Origin of the sequence: Streptomyces sp. NBC_00354 (genome assembly GCF_036106915.1) — a bacterium.
Taxonomy (GTDB): domain Bacteria; phylum Actinomycetota; class Actinomycetes; order Streptomycetales; family Streptomycetaceae; genus Streptomyces.
Window position 1 is genome coordinate 6,151,542 of record NZ_CP107983.1, and the last position, 12,024, is coordinate 6,163,565.

A 12,024-nucleotide genomic window follows, 5' to 3' on the forward strand; every position below is an offset into this window, starting at 1 on the left:
CCTGGCACCGACAGTCGCCGCTCAGGCGCGCACGATGCCCGCCGCGCGGGCCGACGCCAGCCAGGACGGGAACTCCATGACCAGCCGGTCGAACAGCACGGAGTCCGGCACCTCGCGCGGGTCCGGCCCCGCGTGGAAATAGCCCGCGTTGTCCACCACCCGCCGCTCCGGCACGGGCAGTTCGTCCAGCCGGCGCAGGAAGTCGAACTGCGTGCTGCGCGTGTTGCCGAAGCCGACGAACTGCCAGAACAGCGGGAGCCGGGCCGCCTTGCACAGGTACCTCTCCGCCGCCGGCTTGTCGATCGGGCCGCCGTCCGTCTGGAAGACGACCAGGGCGGGTTTCGCCGACCCCGAATCCAGATAGTGGTCGATCACCGCGTCCATCGCCGCGTGGTACGCCGTCCTGCCCATGTGGCCCAGGCGGGAGGCGATCTCCGCGATCCGGCCCTGGTGCCCTGCGAGCGGGATCTCCTCCACCGCGTCGACCTCCGTGGAGAAGAACACCACCGGCACGCGGCCGTCGTCGTCGAGGTGCGCGGACAGGCCCAGCACGCGGTCGGCGAGCGCCTGCACGGTGCCGTCCTGGTAGTACGGGCGCATCGACCCCGAGTGGTCCAGGACCAGGTAGACCGAGGCGCGCCCGCCCTCCAGTCCGTGCTTGCGGAGCGAGACCCCCGCGCTCTTGTAGAGGCTCACGAGCGCCGGAGCGGTCGCTTCCATCTTGCGGAGGTCGATCGCGCTGCCCGTCATGGGGCGAGGGTACGTTGAAGACGCCGGGGGCGTGGGCCGTGATCAGGGTCAACGCGGGCGCTGAGCCTGGGCCTTCTGCAGGAGTTCCGTATACGGCGTCTGGACCATTGAGCCACGTACGAACGCCATACCGTATCGATCAACAGCCTGCCTCTGCTCCTTGGGATCGTTGAGGTTGAAGACCTTCTTGTCACCCGGACTCGCGACATCGACATAGACGACCGGCCGGCGACGGTACAGCCACCAGACCGTCACACGCTCCCGACCGCGAGTCAAATTCAGGAGCTCACTGCTCTGGGAGACGTCGGACTGATATCTGAAGTATTCCTTGCCGTCCTTCACGGGACTCGGAGGGTCGTCATCCTTTCCTTCCTTCTTGAGCTTCCCCCGCCACTCGCCGGACCTCTCGTAATCGGCAGCCATTGTCATCCTGTCCTGCCTGAACGCGTAAGCCTCCACCTGGGCCGTGACCGCTTCATAGTTAAGGTTTCCGGGGTCTTTGATCTCGGCGACCACATCCTCCGAAATTTCCTCCCCCGGGCTCAACTCCCGCCCCGGCGGCTTGACCAGCTCGCCAGGTTTGAGCAGTTTGTACTTGTCTTTCGGATCGCTCGCGAGCCTGACGTGGATCCAGTAGATGCTACCGAGGATGTGGACCGAGACCTGGCCGGAGTTCTTGAGGTGCAGACGGACCCGCAGGTACATCTTCGTCCCTTCCTTGTTCAGGCTTGGCATTCCAATTTCAGCTGTACCCTGCACCAGCGGACGGGACATGGAGGGAAGGTAGATCTGCGTGTACGCCAGGTTGGTGATGACGAGGACGGTGGAAACGATCGCCCCGATCGCAATTCGGCCAGGATAGCGGAGCACCTTCCAAACCCGGCGGCGGCAGAGTACCCACAGAGACCATGAAGCGCAGACTACGAGGCCTATCCAGAGCAGTAGGCACAACCCGTATGACGGCCTGTCCCCGTTGGTGATAAACATCAAGAGCAGCACAGAACCGACGAAAAATTCGACCAGCGCTCCGAGCAGAAGGGCCGGTCCCGAGTACGTCAGTTTCCGCTTTCGCCAATAGTCGAAACTGGCCGCGAAGGCGATCACTTCCACGACGGCCATGAACAGGAAAAGGAATCCTGTTACCCGACCGGCAAAGGTGAGGGCATCAAAGGAGTCCTTCATTCCTATCCAGGTGCACATGCCTGTAGTCGCCAGGAATCCGACTGCCATGACGGCGCCGGTAATGCGCCGTCCCCAGGTGTGAGCCGGCCAGACGGTGCCGTCTCCGCCGCGCCATTCGATTTCGTACTCGGGTGCCATGCCGGCGCGATGCAGGACTTTCTGCAGTTCGTGGTGGCTCCACAACTTGCCTTTGCTCTTGCCGTCGATCACGACTTTCCGCAGGCCGTCGTCATCCGGTGGCTCTACGACTACAGAGGGCTTGATCTCCATAGCGCCAGCCTGCGCCCGCACTTTGGTGAACGCCCCTGGAGCGCGTGTCCCAGGAGCGCCTCCCGTGCAAGGGCGGGGGTGTAGTCGTCACCCGAATGGAGCAACAGGGTGCGCGCCTCGACACGGTGCGGGGTGAGGCTGGTGACGACCGTGTCGCTCTTCCTTGTTGGAGGCCCTGATGCGTACACGACTTCTCGGGCTCATCGCCGCCGTGATATTGGCCGCTCTTGGCGCTGTGGCCCCTGTTGCGCAAGCTGCCCTGCCCGCAATCGACGGGCAGACGTGTATGGACGGCGGCGGAACTGTTGAGTACGAATCCACCCAAGGTTCGTGGATCTGCGTCGACGGCAGTTACAACGGCAAGCCGATCGACTGACTCGGGCAGCGCTTGCCGTCGGTGCCCCGTTCGGGCCGCCCGGCGGACAGCGCCGTGAGGTCGTCGAGCATGGCGGTCGCGAGGTCCCGCTCGGAGGCGTGGTAGCGCTCGGCCCACTTGAGGGTGAGCGCCGGGTAGGCCCAGGCGGGCTCGTCCTTCGCGCTCTCCCCGTCGGCCACCGCGCGCAGCCGCATCTGCTCCGCGAACTCCTGGTGATGGAGCAGGACCTCGCGCATCTGTCCGGGCTCCAGCAGGTGGCCCAGCCACAGCCGCAGCATCGGCCCGTGCTTGAGGACGGGCGGGTCGACCGGAGTCTCGCGGGCCCATGCCCGCACGGCCGCCATGCCCTCGGCGGTGATCCGGTACACCCGCTTGTCGCGGGTTCCGGTCTCCTGGGCGACCAGTCGGGAGGAGGCGTAGCCGGTCTTCTCCAGGCGCTTGAGCTCGCCGTAGATCTGGCTGAAGGAGGGGCTCCAGTAGAAGAAGCGCAGCGAGCGGTCCGACCACTTCTTCAGGTCGTAGCCGGAGAGCTCCCGTCCGAAGGAGAGCAGCCCGAGCACCGCCCAACTGGTCGCCGGGAGCGGGTGCTTGTTCGTCTCGTCTGCCACGCACCGCAGTGTACGACCGGTCTCCGCGGCACCCCTTCCTCCCTTCGGGTATGACTGCTAGAAGTATTCCTCTTAGGGATACGGGAGGGCTGACGGGTGATCTCGCTGGACGGGAAGGTCGTCGTCGTCACGGGCGCCGGACGCGGGCAGGGTGCGGCGGAGGCCCGGCTGTGCGCGGAGGCCGGCGCGCGGGTGGTCGTCACGGACGTACGGGAGCAGGAGGGCCGGGCGGTCGCGTCGTCGCTGGGGGACCAGGGGCTGTACGTACGGCACGACGTGGCCGAGGCGGACAGCTGGGCAGAGGTCGTGCGGGAGGCCGTGCGCGCCTTCGGCACGCTCTCGGCGCTGGTCAACAACGCGGCGGTGTGGCGCACGGCCCACGTGGAGCGGCAGCGGCCCGAGGAGTTCGAGGCGCTGCTGCGGGTGAACCTGCTGGGGCCGTTCCTGGGGATCCAGGCGGTGGCGCCGGTGCTGCGGGCGGCCGGGGGCGGCTCGATCGTGAACATCTCCTCGACGGCCGGGCTGGTCGGGATCCCGGGCCACGCGGCTTACGGGGCGAGCAAGTTCGGGCTGCGCGGGCTGACCCGGTCGGCGGCGCTGGACCTGGCGGGGGACCGGATCCGGGTCAACTCGGTGCATCCGGGGGCGATCGACACGCCGATGATCTCCGCGGTCTCCGGGCAGGACTGGTCGCACGTGCCGCTGGGGCGGATGGGGCGGCCGGAGGAGGTGGGGGAGCTGGTGCTGTTCCTCTGCTCGGACGCGTCCTCGTACGTGACGGGCACGGAGTTCGCGGTGGACGGGGGGATGACGGCACGATGAGCGCAGGCGTGGTGGGCAGCGGCGCGACGGGCGGCGGTACGGCGGGCGACTCCCTTTCCCCCGCGGCCAGGGCGCTGTGCGGGGCGATGGCGGGGGCGTTCCCGGGGCCGGGGGACGTTACGGCCCTGCGGGCGGCGGCCGTGGGCGGCCGGTCGGCGGGCCCGGAGGTGGCCTCGGTCCGGGACGGCGACGCCTCGGGTGTCCCTGTCCGGATCTACGACCCCGCGCCGGGCTCGGCGGGCCGCCCTCTGGTGGTCTGGTTCCACGGCGGCGGCTGGGTGATGTGCGGGCTCGACACGCACGACGCGGTGTGCCGGTCGCTGGCCGCGGGCTCGGGCGCGGTGGTGGTCTCGGCCGACTACCGCCTCGCCCCGGAACACCCCTGGCCGGCGGCGCCGGACGATGCGCTGACGGTTCTGCTGTGGGCGAGGGCGCAGGCGGTCGCGCTGGGCTGCGATCCGGGCCGGGTGGTGGTGGCGGGGGACTCCAGCGGGGGCAACCTGGCGGCGGTGACCGCACTGCGGGCGCCCGAGCTGGTGGCGGGCCAGCTGCTGGTCTATCCGCCGCTGGATGCGGAGATGGCATCGGCGTCGGTGTCGCCGTACGGGGAAGGGCACTTCCACACCGCGGCCCACATGGCCTGGTACTGGGAGCAGTACGGCGGCGACCCCGCGCATCCGCACGTCTCGCCGCTGCGGGCCCGCGACCTGTCGGGACTCCCGCGCACGCTGCTGGTACTGGCCGACTGCGACCTGCTGCGGGACGAGGGCCTGGCGTACGCGCGCCGGCTGGGCGCGGCGGGGGTGGACTGTGCGGTCCACCTGTACCCGGGGGTCTTCCACGGATTCCTGGGCCTGCCGCTGCCGGCCGGCGGCGCGGCACTGGCGTCCGCCGCGGCCTGGTTGGGGCAATGAGTCAGGGGGGCGGGGCGGCCGGATTCGAACCGGCGTCCTCCTCCATGCTGTGTAGGCGCACTACCTCTGTGCTACGACCCCGCCCTTGCGGTGGATCTTAGGCCAGGACCCGGCGGGGGTGCACGGGGATATCCCACGGCATGATGTGCTCATGTCGATGTTGCTCCGCAACGTGCTCGTCCTGGCCGTGGAGTTCGGCGCCGCGCTGCTGCTGCGCGAGCCGGACGCACCCTGGATCCCGGTGCTGCTGGCCGTGTTCGTCGTCGGCTCGGGCGTACTGCACGGCACCGAGGCCGAGTTTGTGCCCCGCTTCCTGGTCGCGCTGGCCGCGGTCGGCATCGCCGAGCTGGGCAGCCGGGCCTGGGCCTCGCCGGACGCCCTCCCCACGGCCGGAACGGGGGCCGCGATCCTCCTGGCCGTCCAGACGCTGATCCTGATCCGCTACTCCCTCCGCCGCCGTCGCGCCTGAACCGAAACCTGCTGGTCGGACGGGCTCCGCTGCGTCTAGGGTCAACCCCCATGTCCCCGACGACCACGAACGCGAACGCGACCACGAACGCGAACGCGAACCCGAACGCGAACCCGAACACGACCACGCTCTGGCGCCCGACGGGCCCGGTGGAGCTGGATCTCGTCCGCGCACTCGGCTGGCAGGCCTGGCCGCCGCGACTGCCCGAGCAGCCGATCTTCTACCCCGTCCTGAACGAGGACTACGCGATCCGCATCGCCCGCGACTGGAACGTCAAGCACGACGGCGCGGGCTTCGTGACGCGCTTCGAGGTCGACACCGAGTTCCTGGCCCGGTATCCGGTCCGGCAGGCGGGCGGGGAGACGATCCTGGAGCTGTGGGTGCCGGCGGAGGAGCTGGACGAGTTCAACGCGCACATCGTGGGCCGGATCGAGGTCGTCCGCGAGTTCCGCTGAGGCGGCGGCCCCGCGGCTGCCGAGCCGGGAGAAACGCCTGGCCCGGCGGTCGGAGATCGAAAACAATGGCGGTATGACATCCACGCCGCCCCGCACCCGCGCCCGGTCCTTCGATACCGCCGCCCCGCTGTACTCGGCGAACCGGCCCGGGTATCCCGAGGCGCTGCTCGACGCCGTCGAGGAGCTGGCCGGACGGGGGCTGCGGGGGGCCAGGGTGGCCGACGTGGGGGCCGGGACCGGGATCGCCACCGGGCTGCTGCACGCCCGCGGGGCGGACGTCGTCGCCGTCGAGCCGGGTGACGGCATGGCCGCCGAGTTCCGGCGCGCGAACCCCGGGATCCCGCTCGTGCGCGGGGACGGCGACCGGCTGCCGCTCGTCACCGCCGGGTTCGACCTCCTCACGTACGCCCAGGCCTGGCACTGGACCGACCCCGCCCGCTCCGTCCCCGAGGCCCGCCGCGTGCTGCGCCCCGGCGGCGCGCTCGCGCTCTGGTGGAACGACATGGACACCGCCGTCCCCTGGATCGCCGCGCAGGACGAGCGGATCCGGGCCCTGTTCGACGCCGACGGGGTCACCTTCCGCGGCCTCCCGGCAGAGCTGGCGTTCACCACCCGCGCAGTGCGCTGGTCGCGCCGGATCCCGCTCGAGGTCCACCTCGCCAACCACGCCAGCCACTCCGCGTTCCTGATGCTCGGCCCCGACGGCACCCGGGAGTTCCTCGACGCGGAGCGGGCCCGGCTGACCCCCCTGTTCCCCGACGGGACGGTCGAGGAGCGCTACGTCGTCACCCTCAGTGTGGCCCTCGTATGAGACGCGGTCGTCCGCGTGAGCACCGTTCTCGCGACGTACTACCGCTCTCGCTGCCGTTCGCGTTCCTGAAGCACCGCCGCCCGGCACGCCGGCGGTGAGCCCCACGCATCGCGCAGCGGCCGCGCCTTGCGCAGCCACAGGGAGAGATCGAGCTCCTCCGTGTAGCCGACGGCCCCGTGCAGCTGGAGCGCCGTCATGGCCGCCGCGTACGCCGCCTCGCCCGCGGCCAGCTTCGCCGCCGCGACCTCCCACGGCGCCAGGCCCAGCGCCGCCGCCCACACCAGCGGCCGCGCGAACTCGAGGTCCAGCAGCGTGTCCGCCAGCCGGTGCTTCACCGCCTGGAAGCCGCCGATCGGCGCGGCGAACTGCGTGCGCTGCTTCACGTACTGCACCGTGCTCGCCAGCAGGGCCTCGCCCACCCCCAGGCACTGCGCCGCCGTCAGCAGCCGCGCCCAGCCCAGGGCCGTCCCCGCCGCCGCCAGCACCCGGGGGCCGGCGGCCAGCAGCTCGCCCCCCGCCGCCGGCCGGGACAGCCGTCGCGCCGGGTCCGTGGACCTGAGCAGCCCGCCCGCGCCATGGGCCAGCCGGAGCTCGCCCGCCGCCGACACCGTGAAGCAGTACGCCGCCGCGTCCGCGTCCAGTACGTACGGACCCCCGCCCGGCAGCGTCAGCGTGGCCAGGGCCTCGCCCGCCACCAGCCCCGGCAGGAAGCGTTTCGCCGGCCCCTCCTCCCCAACCTTCCCGAGCCGTGCGAGCTCCGACAGCAGCACGGCCGCCGCAGCCGTCTCCACCACCGGGCCCGGCATCCCCGCCCGGCCCAGCTCCACGAAGCCGAGGGCCAGCTCCACCGGCAGCAGCCCTGCTCCGTCGTACGCCTCGTCCGCCGCCGGCGCGAACAGGCCCGTCCCCGCGAGCCGGGACCACAGCGCCCGCCCCGGCCCGTGGTCCCCGGCGCCCCAGGCCCGTACGGCCGCCGGCACGTCCGAGGCGCCGAGCAGGCCGTGCAGCGTACGGGCGAAGTCCGACTGTTCCGCGGTCGGCAGGAAGCGCATCAGCGGCGGCCCTTCGGGAGGCCGAGCAGGCGCTCGGCGATGATGTCGCGCTGGATCTCGTTCGTGCCCGCGTAGATCGGCCCGGCCAGCGAGAAGATCCAGGGCTCCGCCCACGCGCCCTCCGCCAGCTCCGCGTCCGCGCCCAGCAGGTCCAGCGCCGTCTCGTGCAGGGCGATGTCGTACTCGGACCAGAACACCTTGTTCAGGCTGGACTCGGCGCCGATCCGCATCCCCGCCGCGAACCGCGAGGCCCCGGCCCAGGTGAACAGCTCGTACGCCCTCGCCCCGACCACCGCGTCCGCCACCCGGTCCCGCAGCGCGGTGTCGCCCGGATCCCCGGCCGCCCGCCACAGCCCGACCAGCCGGTCCGCCGCCGCGAGGAAGCGCCCCGGCGAACGCAGCGTCAGCCCGCGCTCGTTGCCCGTCGTCGACATCGCGATCCGCCAGCCCTGCCCCGGCTCCCCGATCACGTCCGCGTCCGGTACGAAGACCTCGTCGAGGAAGAGCTCCGCGAAGGCGGGCTTGCCGTCCAGCCGTCCGATGGGCCGCACCGTCACCCCCGGCGCCCGCAGGTCGAACATCAGGTACGTCAGCCCCTGGTGCGGTTTCGCGGCCCCCGGGTCCGTACGGAAGATCCCGAACGCCCGGTCCGCGAACGCCGCCCGCGAGGACCAGGTCTTCTGCCCGGACAGCAGCCAGCCGCCGCCGGTGCGCACGGCCCGCGAGGTCAGCGAGGCCAGGTCGGAGCCCGACTCCGGCTCCGACCACGCCTGCGCCCAGATCACCTCGCCGCGCGCCATCGGCGGCAGCACCCGAGCCCGCTGCTCGGGCGTCCCGTGGTCGAACAGGGTCGGCGCGAGGAGGCTGATGCCGTTCTGGGAGACCCGGCCGGGCGCGCCCGCCGCCCAGTACTCCTCCTCGAAGACCAGCCACCGCTCGATGTCCACGCCCCGGCCCCCGTACTCCTCGGGCCAGGACACCGCCGACCAGCGGTCCGCGTGCAGCTGCGCCTCCCACTCCCGGTGCGCCGCGAAGCCCTCCGCCGTCTCCAGGGAGGCGAGGGGGGAGTCCGGGACGTGGCCGGCGAGCCAGGCGCGCGCCTCGGCCCGGAAGGCCTCCACCTGCGGTGCGTGGGTCAGGTCCATCAGCTGTTCGCCTCCGTCGCAGGGGCCTTCGCACATACTTCCCTAACAAGTGTTTGGTAGGTTAACGTACGGCCATGAGCCTGAACACCCCCAACACCCCCGACTACGTGCCGGGTCACGGGCTGCTCCAGGGCCGCACCGCCGTCATCACCGCCGCCGCCGGGGCCGGGATCGGCGGGGCCACCGCCCGCCGCTTCCTGGAGGAGGGCGCCCGCATCGTCATCGGCGACGCGCACGCCCGCCGCCTGAAGGAGACCGAGGACGCCCTCGCGGCCGAGTTCGGCGCCGACCGCGTCGCCTCGCTCCCGTGCGACGTGACCGACGAGGACCAGGTCCGGGCCCTGTTCGCGCTCGCCGAGCAGACCCACGGCCGCCTGGACGTCGTCGTCAACAACGCCGGCCTCGGCGGCACCGCCGCCCTCGTCGACATGACCGACGAACAGTGGGGCAAGGTCCTCGACGTCACCCTGAACGGCACCTTCCGCTGCACCCGCGCCGCCCTGCGCTTGCTGAAGACCTCCCGGCGGGGCGGGGTCATCGTCAACAACGCCTCCGTCGTCGGCTGGCGCGCCCAGACCGGCCAGGCCCACTACGCCGCCGCCAAGGCCGGTGTGATGGCGCTGACCCGCTGCGCGGCACTGGAGGCGGCCGAGTTCGGCGTACGGATCAACGCGGTCGCCCCGAGCCTGGCCATGCACCCGCACCTGGCGAAGGTCACCAGCGAGGAACTGCTGCGCGAGCTGACGGCCCGCGAGGCCTTCGGCCGCTACGCCGAGCCGTGGGAGGTCGCCAACGTCATCGTGTTCCTGGCCAGCGGCTACTCGTCGTACATGACCGGCGAGACCGTCTCGGTCAGCAGCCAGCGCGCGTAGGCCGAGAATGGGCGCGTGCCAACGAACCAGCCGACGAACCGGCCGACGAACCATTCGGCGAACCAGCCGACCCGGCCGACAGCCAAGAAGAAGCCCCAGGTGACAGCCACGCCCGAGCGCCGACGCGAGCTCCTCGACACCGCCGCCGAGGTCTTCGCCGCGCAGGGCTACAACGCCACCACCGTCCGCAAGATCGCCGACGCCGCCGGCATGCTCGCCGGCAGCCTCTACTACCACTTCGATTCCAAGGAATCGATGCTCGACGAGATCCTCTCGGCCTTCCTGAACGAGCTCTGGCAGGGCTACGACACCGTCCTTGCCGCCGGCCTCGGCCCCAGGGAGACCATCGAGGCCCTCGTCACCGAGTCCTTCCGGGAGATCGACCGGCACCGCGCCGCCGTCGCGATCTACCAGAAGGAATCCCGCGCCCTGTCCACGCAGCCCCGCTTCCACTACCTGTCCGACTCGCAGCAGAAGTTCGAGAAGGCCTGGCTGGGGACGCTGGAGCGCGGGGTCGCCGCCAAGGTCTTCCGGGCCGACCTCGACATCCGCCTCACCTACCGCTTCGTCCGCGACACGGTGTGGGTGGCGGCGTCCTGGTACCGGCCGGGAGGACAGCACAGTCCCGAGGAGATCGCCCGCCAGTACCTCTCGATGGTGCTGGACGGGATCGCCGTGCGTACGTAACCCGATCCGAGGAGTCCCGATGCCCGAGGCCTACATAGTCGAAGCGGTACGCACCCCGGTGGGGCGGCGCAAGGGCGGCCTGTCCGCGGTCCACCCGGCCGACCTGGGCGCGCACATCCTGAAGGCGCTGGTCGAGCGGTCCGGGGTGGACCCGGCCGCCGTCGAGGACGTGGTCTTCGGCTGCCTGGACACGGTGGGCCCGCAGGCCGGGGACATCGCGCGCACGGCATGGCTGGCGGCGGGGCTGCCGGAGGAGGTGCCGGGCGTCACGGTGGACCGCCAGTGCGGCTCCTCGCAGCAGGCCGTCCACTTCGCGGCCCAGGGCGTGCTCTCCGGGACCCAGGACCTGGTCGTCGCCGGCGGGACCCAGAACATGTCGATGATCCCGATCGCCTTCGCGTCCCGGCAGGCGGCGGAACCCCTCGGCCTCACGGAGGGCCCGTACGCGGGCAGCGAGGGCTGGCGGGCCCGGTACGGGGACGCTCCGGTGAACCAGTTCCACGGCGCGGAGCTGATCGCGCAGAAGTGGGGCATCACGCGCCGCGACATGGAGGAGTTCGCGCTGCGGTCCCACCGGCGGGCCCTGCGCGCGATCGACGAGGGCCGTTTCGAGCGCGAGACCGTCGCGTACGGGGACGTGCGGGTCGACGAGGGCCCCCGCCGGGACACCACCCTGGAGAAGATGGCGGGCCTGCGGCCGGTGGCCGAGGGCGGCACGATCACGGCGGCCGTCTCCTCGCAGGTCTCGGACGGTGCGGCGGCGATGCTGATCGCCTCCGAGCGGGCGGTCGCCGAACACGGCCTGCGGCCGCGCGCCCGCATCCATCACCTGTCCGTACGCGGCGAGGACCCCATCCGCATGCTGTCGGCGCCGATCCCGGCGACGGCGTACGCGCTGAAGAAGACCGGCATGTCGTTGGCCGACATCGACCTGGTGGAGATCAACGAGGCGTTCGCCCCGGTCGTCCTGGCCTGGCTGAAGGAGACCGGCGCCGATCCCGAACGGGTGAACGTCAACGGCGGGGCCATCGCATTGGGCCATCCGTTGGGTGCCACGGGAGTGAAGCTGATGACCACGCTGCTCCACGAGCTGGAGCGGACGGGGGGCCGCTACGGGCTGCAGACCATGTGCGAGGGCGGCGGCCAGGCCAACGTCACCATCATCGAGCGGCTGTAGCCGCCCGGCCCCGGCGCCGTGACCGGGGGCTCCGCCCCCGGTCGCAGCGCAGGTCGTATGGCGAAGGGGCTGGGATGCCCGCGCCGAGGTGTGCTAGCTTTAGAGCGTTGCAGTTGTGGTACCCATGAACTTTATGTGCGCCTGACGGGAATGTTCCTCAGGCGCTTTTATTGTTTTGCCGGAATCTCCGGATGGGGCCCTTTGCCGCCTATTCAGGAGATTTAAAATGGCACTTGGCACCGTGAAGTGGTTCAACTCGGAAAAGGGCTTCGGCTTCATCGAGCAGGACGGTGGCGGTCCGGACGTGTTCGCCCACTACTCGAACATCGCCACCCAGGGCTTCCGTGAGCTCCAGGAGGGCCAGCGCGTGTCCTTCGACGTGACCCAGGGCCAGAAGGGCCCCCAGGCGGAGAACATCCTCCCCGCCAACTAAG

Annotated in this window: 15 protein-coding genes and 1 tRNA gene; 10 read left to right on the plus strand and 6 right to left on the minus strand. The window is 71.1% G+C overall.

The genetic code is table 11. The features are described 5' to 3' along the window. Positions 1 to 21: 21 nt before the first annotated feature. Positions 22 to 750 (minus strand): VWA domain-containing protein, encoded by a 729-nt coding sequence (locus tag OHT74_RS28195; RefSeq protein ID WP_266668004.1) that lies wholly within the window; start codon positions 748 to 750, stop codon positions 22 to 24. 48 nt (positions 751 to 798) lie between these two features. Continuing rightward, entirely contained in the window at positions 799 to 2,202 is a 1,404-nt protein-coding gene (locus OHT74_RS28200) for a hypothetical protein (RefSeq protein WP_266668006.1), read from the minus strand. A gap of 178 nt (positions 2,203 to 2,380) precedes the next feature. Here OHT74_RS28200 and OHT74_RS28205 point away from each other — a divergent pair, with 178 nt between their 5' ends. Beyond that, a complete protein-coding gene (locus OHT74_RS28205; RefSeq protein ID WP_266668008.1) occupies positions 2,381 to 2,578 on the plus strand; it encodes a hypothetical protein in 198 nt (65 codons plus the stop codon). Here OHT74_RS28205 and OHT74_RS28210 read toward each other — a convergent pair. Further along, complete coding sequence (locus OHT74_RS28210) at positions 2,554 to 3,186, minus strand: PadR family transcriptional regulator (RefSeq protein WP_266668010.1); 633 nt, start codon at positions 3,184 to 3,186, stop codon at positions 2,554 to 2,556. The genes OHT74_RS28205 and OHT74_RS28210 overlap by 25 nt on opposite strands. Positions 3,187 to 3,282: 96 nt before the next feature. Here OHT74_RS28210 and OHT74_RS28215 point away from each other — a divergent pair, with 96 nt between their 5' ends. Beyond that, the gene (locus OHT74_RS28215) at positions 3,283 to 4,008 is read left to right on the plus strand and encodes an SDR family NAD(P)-dependent oxidoreductase (protein WP_266668012.1); all 726 of its coding nucleotides are present in this window, start codon (positions 3,283 to 3,285) and stop codon (positions 4,006 to 4,008) included. Next, positions 4,005 to 4,922 (plus strand): alpha/beta hydrolase, encoded by a 918-nt coding sequence (locus OHT74_RS28220; RefSeq protein ID WP_328621750.1) that lies wholly within the window; start codon positions 4,005 to 4,007, stop codon positions 4,920 to 4,922. The genes OHT74_RS28215 and OHT74_RS28220 overlap by 4 nt, the downstream gene beginning before the upstream one ends. Before the next feature lie 8 nt (positions 4,923 to 4,930). Here OHT74_RS28220 and OHT74_RS28225 read toward each other — a convergent pair. Beyond that, a tRNA-Ala gene (locus OHT74_RS28225) sits at positions 4,931 to 5,005 on the minus strand. A gap of 68 nt (positions 5,006 to 5,073) precedes the next feature. Here OHT74_RS28225 and OHT74_RS28230 point away from each other — a divergent pair. The 3 genes from OHT74_RS28230 (at position 5,074) to OHT74_RS28240 (ending at position 6,657) form a co-directional block, all read left to right on the plus strand. Beyond that, positions 5,074 to 5,391, plus strand: a complete 318-nt coding sequence (locus OHT74_RS28230) for a hypothetical protein (protein WP_266993938.1) — start codon at positions 5,074 to 5,076, stop codon at positions 5,389 to 5,391. Positions 5,392 to 5,441: 50 nt separating this feature from the next. Further along, entirely contained in the window at positions 5,442 to 5,846 is a 405-nt protein-coding gene (locus OHT74_RS28235; protein ID WP_328621751.1) for a hypothetical protein, read from the plus strand. A gap of 73 nt (positions 5,847 to 5,919) precedes the next feature. Then, positions 5,920 to 6,657, plus strand: coding sequence for a class I SAM-dependent methyltransferase (locus OHT74_RS28240; RefSeq protein WP_328621752.1), 738 nt, complete (start codon positions 5,920 to 5,922; stop codon positions 6,655 to 6,657). 38 nt (positions 6,658 to 6,695) lie between these two features. On the opposite strand, the gene OHT74_RS28245 is transcribed toward OHT74_RS28240, so the two are convergent. Together OHT74_RS28245 and OHT74_RS28250 are read right to left on the minus strand one after the other, a co-directional pair. Then, positions 6,696 to 7,709 (minus strand): acyl-CoA dehydrogenase family protein, encoded by a 1,014-nt coding sequence (locus tag OHT74_RS28245; RefSeq protein WP_328621753.1) that lies wholly within the window; start codon positions 7,707 to 7,709, stop codon positions 6,696 to 6,698. Beyond that, positions 7,709 to 8,854, minus strand: coding sequence for an acyl-CoA dehydrogenase family protein (locus OHT74_RS28250; RefSeq protein ID WP_266668024.1), 1,146 nt, complete (start codon positions 8,852 to 8,854; stop codon positions 7,709 to 7,711). Before OHT74_RS28250 ends, OHT74_RS28245 begins: the two co-directional genes overlap by 1 nt. Before the next feature lie 74 nt (positions 8,855 to 8,928). Between OHT74_RS28250 and OHT74_RS28255 the strand changes: the two genes are divergently transcribed. From OHT74_RS28255 to OHT74_RS28270, 4 genes are all read left to right on the plus strand, one after another. Further along, entirely contained in the window at positions 8,929 to 9,726 is a 798-nt protein-coding gene (locus OHT74_RS28255) for an SDR family oxidoreductase (protein WP_266668026.1), read from the plus strand. Positions 9,727 to 9,825: 99 nt separating this feature from the next. Further along, entirely contained in the window at positions 9,826 to 10,413 is a 588-nt protein-coding gene (locus OHT74_RS28260) for a TetR/AcrR family transcriptional regulator (protein WP_266673119.1), read from the plus strand. Between the two features lie 19 nt (positions 10,414 to 10,432). Next, a complete protein-coding gene (locus OHT74_RS28265) occupies positions 10,433 to 11,590 on the plus strand; it encodes an acetyl-CoA C-acetyltransferase (RefSeq protein WP_328621754.1) in 1,158 nt (385 codons plus the stop codon). A gap of 226 nt (positions 11,591 to 11,816) precedes the next feature. After that, the gene (locus OHT74_RS28270) at positions 11,817 to 12,023 is read left to right on the plus strand and encodes a cold-shock protein (RefSeq protein ID WP_030707191.1); all 207 of its coding nucleotides are present in this window, start codon (positions 11,817 to 11,819) and stop codon (positions 12,021 to 12,023) included. Position 12,024 lies beyond the last annotated feature (1 nt).